The 8,848-nt window shown below is 65.1% G+C and carries 7 protein-coding genes and 3 pseudogenes; 6 read left to right on the top strand and 4 right to left on the bottom strand.

Features of this window, described 5'->3' with window-relative positions; all coding sequences use genetic code 11:
• Positions 1-80: 80 nt before the first annotated feature.
• Together BM536_RS38590 and BM536_RS38585 are read left to right on the top strand one after the other, a co-directional pair.
• Positions 81-461, top strand: a pseudogene (locus BM536_RS38590) (RNA polymerase sigma factor); the annotation flags it as partial.
• Positions 458-1,153, top strand: coding sequence for an IclR family transcriptional regulator domain-containing protein (locus BM536_RS38585; protein WP_073497813.1), 696 nt, complete (start codon positions 458-460; stop codon positions 1,151-1,153). The pseudogene BM536_RS38590 and the gene BM536_RS38585, both read left to right, overlap by 4 nt.
• Before the next feature lie 343 nt (positions 1,154-1,496).
• On the opposite strand, the gene BM536_RS38580 is transcribed toward BM536_RS38585, so the two are convergent.
• From BM536_RS38580 to BM536_RS38570, 3 genes are all read right to left on the bottom strand, one after another.
• Positions 1,497-1,733, bottom strand: coding sequence for a helix-turn-helix transcriptional regulator (locus tag BM536_RS38580; RefSeq protein WP_073497823.1), 237 nt, complete (start codon positions 1,731-1,733; stop codon positions 1,497-1,499).
• Positions 1,734-1,854: 121 nt separating this feature from the next.
• Positions 1,855-2,379 (bottom strand): RNA polymerase sigma factor, encoded by a 525-nt coding sequence (locus BM536_RS38575; protein WP_158086596.1) that lies wholly within the window; start codon positions 2,377-2,379, stop codon positions 1,855-1,857.
• Positions 2,380-2,425: 46 nt separating this feature from the next.
• Positions 2,426-2,668, bottom strand: a complete 243-nt coding sequence (locus BM536_RS38570) for a hypothetical protein (RefSeq protein WP_073497811.1) — start codon at positions 2,666-2,668, stop codon at positions 2,426-2,428.
• Between the two features lie 742 nt (positions 2,669-3,410).
• Here BM536_RS38570 and BM536_RS38565 point away from each other — a divergent pair.
• Together BM536_RS38565 and BM536_RS38560 are read left to right on the top strand one after the other, a co-directional pair.
• Positions 3,411-3,812, top strand: a pseudogene (locus BM536_RS38565) (SgcJ/EcaC family oxidoreductase).
• A 49-nt stretch (positions 3,813-3,861) separates the two neighbouring features.
• A pseudogene (locus BM536_RS38560) lies at positions 3,862-4,323 on the top strand (transposase); the annotation flags it as partial.
• A 51-nt stretch (positions 4,324-4,374) separates the two neighbouring features.
• Here the strand turns inward: BM536_RS38560 and BM536_RS38555 are convergent.
• Positions 4,375-4,920: an EF-Tu/IF-2/RF-3 family GTPase gene (locus BM536_RS38555; RefSeq protein WP_158086595.1), complete on the bottom strand. Its 546-nt coding sequence runs from the start codon at positions 4,918-4,920 to the stop codon at positions 4,375-4,377.
• Between the two features lie 799 nt (positions 4,921-5,719).
• Between BM536_RS38555 and BM536_RS38545 the strand changes: the two genes are divergently transcribed.
• Together BM536_RS38545 and BM536_RS38540 are read left to right on the top strand one after the other, a co-directional pair.
• Positions 5,720-6,421 (top strand): hypothetical protein, encoded by a 702-nt coding sequence (locus BM536_RS38545; protein ID WP_094104090.1) that lies wholly within the window; start codon positions 5,720-5,722, stop codon positions 6,419-6,421.
• Positions 6,422-8,356: 1,935 nt separating this feature from the next.
• Positions 8,357-8,755, top strand: coding sequence for a transposase (locus BM536_RS38540; RefSeq protein ID WP_143651150.1), 399 nt, complete (start codon positions 8,357-8,359; stop codon positions 8,753-8,755).
• Positions 8,756-8,848: the final 93 nt, after the last annotated feature.

Raw genomic sequence — 8,848 nt, 5'->3', positions numbered from 1 at the left:
AGACCCGGCAGCGACACGAGCAAGAACACGCCCTCGCAGCGTAAGCATCGAGTGTCCAGCATCACGGGGAAACTTCACTCAGATATTGGGAACGGGTTGGGTCGATGGATGATCCGCGAGGCTGGCTGTTCAAAGTGGCCGGTCAGCGGCTGACCGACGTTCGGCAGGAACGTCGTCGTCAGGGTCTGCTGGTCGATACCACGACGCTGCGGAGCTGGATTTCGACGCAAGATGAGGTTACGGCGCGTGATCTCCGTCTCGACATCCTCCACGCCATCCGTAAACTCCCCGCGCGACAGCAGGAGGCTCTGGCGATGCAACTGCAGTTCGACATGAGCTACCAGGAGATCGCCGACGTCATGGGCACGACGCCAGGAACAGTGCGCTCCCATGTTCATGCGGGCAGAACGACACTCAAGACCATGCTCGGAGACCGCGACACGGAAGGAGACCGCGGATGAGCATCGATCGGGACCTTCAGTCGGCTGTCGAAGCGGTCAACGAACTGTGGTCGGATGACCGCTGGAATGCCGAACGGTATCGGCAGTTCACCGCGTCGGTGTCGCGTCGAAAGCTGGAGCGGCTTACGACGGCCCTCCACTCGCTGCGCGACACGGTGGACGGAGCGATGTACCTCGCCGTATATGAAGAAGGCGAGGTCCAAGTGGTGGCACAGTCGTCCGGACCGACCGCTCCGCCCTTGCCCGAGTGGGTGGCTTTCCGTGAGGCCGCTCACGCTCTCTCCTTCGGCAAGGCTCTGCTGGCCCAACTCGACGAGGACGAGCTCCACGACCACATCTCACGCCACCGTCTGGGTCGGCTCACTTCGCAAACCGTCACCAGCGAAAGTACGCTTCGTCAGAGGGTGCAAGGGATGCCGACAGGCGTGCCGTTCCTTGACCTGCGGGAGTACGCCGCAGGGTGGGTATCTGCCGCCATGCCAGTCAGCGGTGCGGGCCGCCCGGCCGCTCTGGCGGTTTACCTGACGACATCGCATGCGCACCGACTCCGCAGCGCCAGCGACATTCTCGCCGGGGCTGCGGTGACGCTTGACCTCGTCTTGTCTCCCCCCATCACTGGAGAGCCCTCCTCCCGGACTCTCGCTGACGTGGATCTGGCACCAGATGAAGCCGTCGTCAACGCGATTCGCTGAGGAGTCTTGTGAATTCGTAACGGCGTGATGCAGTCTCTCGGGCGATCGAGGAGGTCCTCTGCTCCTATGTGAGCCGTGAGACGACTGTGCAGGAGCTGGTCGTCCCGCTTGCCCTGCGCGGCGGTCGGACCCAACAACGTTACCGTCGCCGAATTCGAGGACGCCCGGCACCCCCGATGCCCCTGCCGGGCAGCCCGCGGCGTGTCCGGTCGGCCTCGTTGTATTGCCGAACTGCTGAGCCGCTGGGCCATGGCTTCCGGCACCGACCGGGCGAAGGGTATCCACCTGGCCAGGGCAGCCACAGTGGAGCGAACGCCTGAACCCTGCCACGGGACGCGGCGTATCAGGCTTCGCGGTGGCCGGGCCGGGAGGCAATCCATACCCGGACAGTGCTGGAGTACCAGTACGGTTTGCCGCCTTCTACGTGGTCCGGCGCGGGCAGAAGCCCGTGCTTGCGGTACGAGCGAACGGTGTCGGGCTGCACCTTGAGATGCGCGGCGATCTCCTTGTATGACCACAGCACCTGGGCAGTCGTCTTCGTCGGCTCTTGGCTAGCGTCGGAGTTGCGGATGACTGTCATGGAGGGCAGGGCGTGCCTCTGCTGCGTTGTGATGGCTTCGAGCAGTTCAGCATGGGCTGTGGCGAGAAGCTGGTTCAGGCGGTCGTCGGTGTCGTTCTGCTCGTGCTCGTTCTGCGTGAACTCATGCATCCTTCTCTCCTTTCATGAGCCCGAGCGTGGTCTTCAGGCGTGCACGGCTGCGGCAGATGTTCGTGTTGACGGCGCCGAGGGTCATGTTCAGAGCTTCCGCGATCTCCTGGGTATCGGAGCCGCTCATCAGGAAGGCCATCACGGTGCGCTGAGTTGGGGGGAGCTGGAGAATCGCGTCAACGATTGCGTTCGTCTGCTCGGACAGCTCCACCCAGGTCACCGGGCTGATCCCGCCCGGCAGGTCGGGGAGTTTGTCCGTCGGGATCTCACGGTTGCGCTGATTTTGCCGCAAATAGGCGCGGATCGCGGCCTTGCGCATGTAAGCGCGGGGGTGCTCCATGGTCATCCACCGGTCGGGGAGCAGCTTGGACAGTATTTCGTGTGCGAGGTCGTCGGCCTCCCATACGCTCGCCCCGGCGTACATCAGGAAGGCGGTCAGGTACCTCTTCTCGGCGAGGTAGAAGACGGAGAAGTCGGCGCGACGCTCCGGCTCGGTCGACGCGCTGGGTTGGGTCACAGAGAGAGGCTGTGTGTGTCCGGCTTGGGCCGGGGTTTCGCTCATCTCACGCTGCCTTACTGGCCGGGAGCTTGATAGTGACCTGCCGGCCGTCGGGCAGAACCTCGGTGATCTCGCTGCCGGGCGGCAGCAAGTTGATGGCCTTCATCAACGTTGCATGGTCTGATTCCGCGTGGCGGATCTGGGACTCGATGCGGCGCGTGTGCGACCGGGCGCTCAGCCAGAAGTATCCGAGCCGGAACGCCGCAGCCGCCACGCCCCAGCCCGCGGTGACCATCACCGGATCCATGGTGCCTCCCCATTGACTCTCTTTGCGGCGTATCCCAACGCGCCGCGTTACCTCCTTAAGGCACAAGCCCGCCGAGCATTACATGCCGATCCGGATGGGCCGGAACAGAACTCGGGGCGTATGGGCGGTCCTCCGTCCAAGGCCGCCTGCACACCCGTCGGTGAAGCTTGGTCAGCCGGCTTCTTCGGCGGGAGACGGTCGGCGGGAAGATCGGGTGACTCGGAGGACACGTGCCTGACGGTGTTGGCACCGATCACCCGTTCCGCCCCGTGCGGCGCTCACGAGGTCGTTCGGGCAGAGCCGAAAGCCCTGTGTGGCCCGTTGACGGTCTTTCATGGGGTCCAAGGTCCGATCACATCGGCTCCCTTGAGTTCGGCCCTGGAAGGCGCCATTCTGTGGGTCGCTTTTGCGTGAAATGCGCGTTAGTTGAGATTTGCCCCCGAGCTAGGACGTGTCCGGCTCATCGCGCGACGGACGAACGTTCGAGCCGTTCTGCTCACCACGGGGGACCTCATTGACGAAGGTGGGTGCTGCTTGAACCGCACCTGCGGAAGAGCACGGGGAGACACAGAATTTGGATCTGCCTGAGCGGTTCGGGAAGTGGAAGAGCGTGCACTCGGCATCGCCGGTGGCCGGCGGATGGCACGCGGGAGAGGGACCTGCGAGCTGTGCAGCCGAGCTAGGAACTGTCCGGGCGATCTCGCGGCTGGGCCTTGACCTCAAGTTGACTTGAGGTCTCAGAGTGATCTGCAAAGATACCGAAACCGCAGATATCAACGCCATCGAATAGGTCGTCACCACTGTCGAGCGTGCTCAGCGCGCCAAAGACGTCGAGGGGTTCCTTGCACTCTTCCACCCCGACGCCCTCTGGACGACCGGCCACGGCAAGGTCCTCATCGGCTTCGACGCGATCGCCGAGTTCACCCGCGCTGTGCTGCCCGCAGCCAGCTGGGACGGTGAGATCACCTACGAGGCAGTGCACACGCAATTCCTGCGCCCCGACGTGGCGGCCGTCAGGGTTCGGCAGGTCTACCACTCGCCAGGGGGCGACACGGAAGGCGCTCCGCTCTACGTCATGACCAAGCAGGATGACGGGAGGTGGCTGCTGCACGCATGCCAGAACACCGAAGTCCGGGTCGAATAGAACCCGAACGACCACGTGACTGGTCCATGTTCGGATCATTGTCCTGAGCATGACGTGTGGTGATCTCACAGATGCGGAGTGGGAGCGGCTGCGGCGGTTTCTGTCAGTAAGTAGTGGGCGTTGTGGCCGCTGGCGGGATCACCGGCAGGTGATCGACGGGATTCTCCACCGCGTGCGGACCGGCGTGCAGTGGCGGGGGTTCGGCCCGTGGAAGACGGTCTATGAGCGCCATCGCCTGTGGTCGGCCGACGGCACGTGGGAACGCTTGCTGCAGCAGGTCCGGGCCCAGGCCGACGCTGCTGGTGAGATCGACTGGGACATCGCGGTGGACTCCACGATCGTGCGGGCTCATCAGCATGCGGCCGACGCTCGCACCTGATCCACCGCTGGCCCTTGCGTCAAAGGGGGCAGCAGAAGGCGAACACCAGGCCGACCCTCCACGGCAGAGCCTGCTCGTCCGCCTGGTGGCGGTGGTGCTGGAGGTGAGGGCCTGGGCTGCTCGCGCGGCGGGTTCAAGCGCTGGTGGTCCCGAGGTGGGCCGGCACGAAGGCTCACTTGAAGGTCAGCACAGGAGTTGGGTCACGGTGCCGGAGCCAGCGGCGCGATGGTGGTGGCGGAAGGCGAAAGACCGGCCTTCCTCCAGGGCCACAAGTTCTTCCAGTGAAACTGTCATCGTGGCCCCGTGAAGAGGCCTGACGGTATCGACGCCATGCAGCGTGACCGTGCCCCATACCGCAGCAGCTCCGATGTAGAAGTGAAGACGATCACCGCAGACGACGTCCGCACTGCCCTGTTCCTCGGACAACAGCACGATTTCAGCGGTGAAGGCGGCGTGGGAGCGGATCGAGCCGGGCGTCGCCAGCACCTGGCCCCGAGCCACCGTCTCCGCTGCGACGCCGCGCAACAGCACTCGCACGTTCATGCCTGCACTCGCCTCGTCGATACGCGCATGTTCCTGGTCGATCGCTACGACACAGGCGGTCACTCGGCCGCTGCCGGCGCCGACGACCTCCACTTCCTTCCCCTTGCGTACGCTGCCGCGCTCGATGCGACCAGTCAGCGAAACCACTCTTCCTTGTTGCAGGCGGAAGACGTCCTCGACGTACATCAGGAACGGTCTCTCCGTCGCATCAACCATCGACTGCCCCTACCACCCGCGATTTCCCCGCGGCCGCTACGTGACTGTGTTCGGGCGGCCCCAACCGCAAGGCTGAGGGTAACAACGACCGCTGGTCACCCATCTCAGGTGTTCATTGCAGCCTGACCGGATCTGCCAGCCACACTTAGTCAAGCCTCTTCTCTACGTGCCGAGACAACTCGGCATCCTCTCGGGTCATCGAACCCGGCCTCGGAGCCAAGGCGCGACAGAGCCCTGTCGGAGTGAGGGTGATTACGGCGTAATCACTTGAGGTCCGGATGGCGCGCATCTCGGGCGTCGGCTGTATGCGGCGTTCGCTGAAGCTGCGGAGCGTCACGGTGTACGGCAGCTGAAGGCGATCACCTCGATCGAGCACACCGGCTCGATCGCCTTCCATCTCTTCCGCGGCTTCAACACGAAGATCGTCCACGACTACAACGGCCCCGGCCGGGCTATGGCTGGCTTCCACCGAGATCTGCCGCTCAACGTTTCGTGATCCTGACCAGCCGGCCGTCACCTGTAGCCGCTCCCCCGGCTTGGAGTGACGAGGTATCAGGCGAAAGCGTCTTCCCAAGGCACTCGGGCAAGTTGACTGCCCATCAGCAGCCAACAAGCAGGCCGTGGGCGAGAAATACTGATTCACAGAATGTGAATCGCCCGAGGCAGTGGCAGACTCTCAGACATGCCTCGTGCCCCCAGGAAGCCACCTGAACCCGCAAAACCACTGGTCAGAGTGCCTACGCGGATCGGTTCTCTTGATACGGCTGCTGTGATTGGCCAACTGCGCCAGCTCCATGAAGAGGCAGAGGATGCCCATATCGACCGGATGCCGGCCGACCAGGAACTCTTCGGAGCGCTCCTCTATCTCGAGACCCACGCTCGCGCCCTCAAGGACATGAGCATGCGTCGGGCATCCGCGATCGAGCGCGTCAGGTTGTGGGAGTACCTCCGCGAACAAGTGAACGTCCACCAAGCCAGAGCGGTGGAAGACGCCCGCGCCGCCAACGCGGAATGGGCTGAGTTGGCACCAGCACTGGCAGTCAGAGCGCCGAGCGCTGCCTACAACAAAGGGCTGCGCCTACGTGCCGCTGCCATGCAGAACCCGGCGCAGCCCGACCGTCCGGTGCGGCGGACTCCTGAGGCAGTCCTTCTGGCCGAACGGCAGGCGGCGGCGAAAGCTGCGGCAGAGCGCCGTGCCGAAGAGGAAGCCGCACGCCGCCACGCCCTCATGACCCCCGTCGCCCGCCGGCTTCTCGAGCACCGGGCCGATCTCGATGATGACGACGACATCACCTTCTGGCTGGACCAGATCGAGGCCGTACTCCCCCACTGTGAGACGCCGACTCAGTTCGTCAGCCTCGGCACCTATGTGAAGGCTGTCGTGCGGGCACTGCAGAAGGGCGGCATGCCACAAGCAAGCGAGGACGCTCAAGCCGCATACGAAGCCGCGGTCGCCATCGTCTCCGTATGACGAAGCCGGGACGCCCATCAGCCCGACGGAACGCCCGCCGATTGGCACGCCTTCCGTCGGCTGGAGATACTGTGCGTCACCTCCCCGTCGGTCCTCAGATACTCGAGACATCCGTGAGGACGCGCAGGCTTGCAAGGGTGATTACGGCGTAATCACCCGACGAAGCAGTTGAGGCAAGGTGAACGAGCAGCAGGGACCCGATGCCGCCTGCGGGCGTAGGGCGGGGCCCTGCTTGCCGCGCCTTACGCTCCGCCAAGGGCTCTCACGCCGTGGGTCTCCACCTCCCCTTCCTGGTGCGATGCCCGGGAACTGCAGACGCCTTGCCACCTGGACAGGCACCCGCCTCACCTGCCGCCGCAACATACCCGCACCACGCCGGCCGGGATGAAGCCCTTCGCTCACCCAACCGGCAGGCCTGCCACCGCCGAGGTCCCAGACTGCGCGACTGCATGCAGGGCCTGACCGCGGCGGCGGCCCTCCACCGGCCAGCGTGCTCGACTACCTACAGGGCAACAGTCATCTCAGTCATCGGCTGCCCAGTCCGGATCGAAGTCGGGGCGACGGTCCCACTGCCACGCGATGCCGGTCAGGGTGTCCCAGGAACACGCGAGGGCGACCTCGTTCTGCCACTCCCGGTGCACGCGGGCCTGCCCGAGCAGTTGCCGGATCGTGTCGTTGAGGGCCAGCAGAGCGGTCGACGTCTTCGCCGATCGGCCGGGCCGGCAGCAGTGGATCGGTGCGCGCGAAGAGGAAAGAGGCGAGCGCGGCGAAGTCCGCGTCCGTGTGCTCGTCGCGGGGGTCTCGGGTCAATCCGGCCTCCTCGTCGTATGGCATGGGGATCTACTTGTCCTGAACGGAGGGCCGATGAGGTGACGTGGTGGCTCGTCGTCGCCGTAGGCCAGGGCAAGTTGGCGGATGGCGGCTGTGCGGGCGGACAGCAGGGTCCGCGCGCCGCTCTCGTTGGGCACGGTAATGCCCTCGAGGTAGAGGCCGGGGCGTCGTCCGACCTGCAAGCCGTAACCGCATGGGATGCGCTATGGAGGTGAGGCAGGCTGTGGGTGATTACGCCGTAATCACGCTCGGCCAGCCGAAGCAGCCGGACGCCGCCGATTACGACGTAATCAACACCCGCTGCGCTCGAACGCGAAGCGGGGGACCGGCCAGCCGACCCGCGCGCGTTCCAGGACCCCGGGTCCGCTGCATCGGCCCGTCAGCTAGCCCAGTAGTCGGCGTCTGCGCTCCGCCGAGGCTTCCCCGGCACGCACGTACTGCCATTCACGCACCAGCTCGGCGGTGGCTATCCGGCACAGAGTTCGCTTGTGATCAATTCCCCGGACTTCGACGAGCCACGAGCCGTCGTTGACTCGGAACACCTTGCGTGCGGGTGTACCCCCCGCCTCCACGGTGACCTCTCCAGGGACATACTCCATGGCGAGTTTGCGTGCCAGTTTGTCAGCCGCCTCACGGCCTCCGTCCCGGACGGCATGCATGGCGACGAGCTGCCATCGGTGGTCCCCTCATACCCAGAAGCGGGTCTCGGCCTCGACGAGGACGACCCACCGAGCTTCCTTCTGCGGAACAGCGTCATTGATCACAGCCGCAACGTAGTGCCTGGTCCCGTCGCAGCTAAAGGCCTGTACAGGGAACCGACCATGACCGGGTCAAATCCGCTTGCGCCAAAAGCCGAACAGGGACCGAGCTACGGGCTGGTGGTTCCCCCAGTGCCCACCACAACGAACAACCCGGCAATCGCTCCCGGGCAAAGCACCAGAGCAGCGGTCCAGCGCCTGTCAGAACTTGGGCTGGGACTGCCTGGGTACGCGACCATGCACCGTAGCGCTGGGTGATTACGCCGTAATCACCCAGGGCTTGCGGGAGCGGGCCGGTGTCGGTGATTACGGCGTAATCGCATCCCCCGGGGCCTCCCCCTGAGTGGTGGACACGCTGATACTGGATCTGCTTGATCTGGAGGAAGCGAGAAGACCGCCGATGGCGATGAAGGACTATTCGGACGAGTTCAAGGCCGATGCCGTGGCCCTGTACGAGTCGACACCCGGGGCGACCTACAAGAGCATCGCCGCTGACCTGGGTGTCAACCGGGCGACCCTGCGGGAGTGGGTGCTGCGGGACCGCGAACGCCGTGGCATCACCGCCGCGGCTGCGAAGCCGTTCGCCCGGCCTCGGGGGGCGGTGCCGTCGGCTGATCCGGACGAGCGGGTGCGGCAATTGGAGGCGCGGGTGGCCGAGCTCGAGGCGAGTGAGCGCAAGCTCGCCACGGAGCGGGACATCCTCCGCAAGGCGGCCAAGTATTTCGCCGGAGAGACGAACTGGTGAGGAGCCGCTTCCAGTTCGTTGACGACCACCGGGACACCTACGAGGTGAAGCGGCTCTGCCAGGTCCTGGACGTGAACCGGTCCAGCTACTACA

The sequence above is a fragment of the Streptomyces phaeoluteigriseus genome (assembly GCF_001896135.2).
In the GTDB taxonomy this organism is placed as follows: domain Bacteria; phylum Actinomycetota; class Actinomycetes; order Streptomycetales; family Streptomycetaceae; genus Streptomyces; species Streptomyces phaeoluteigriseus.
This window is presented reverse-complemented; position numbering and strand designations above follow the sequence as displayed.

Excerpts from the sequence above, each read along its gene's own strand:
- BM536_RS38580 (WP_073497823.1), bottom strand. The coding sequence starts at position 1,733 with ATGACAGTCATCCGCAACTCCGACGCTAGCCAAGAGCCGACGAAGACG.
- BM536_RS38570 (WP_073497811.1), bottom strand. The coding sequence starts at position 2,668 with ATGGATCCGGTGATGGTCACCGCGGGCTGGGGCGTGGCGGCTGCGGCG.
- BM536_RS38555 (WP_158086595.1), bottom strand. The coding sequence starts at position 4,920 with ATGTACGTCGAGGACGTCTTCCGCCTGCAACAAGGAAGAGTGGTTTCG.
- BM536_RS38585 (WP_073497813.1), top strand. The coding sequence starts at position 458 with ATGAGCATCGATCGGGACCTTCAGTCGGCTGTCGAAGCGGTCAACGAA.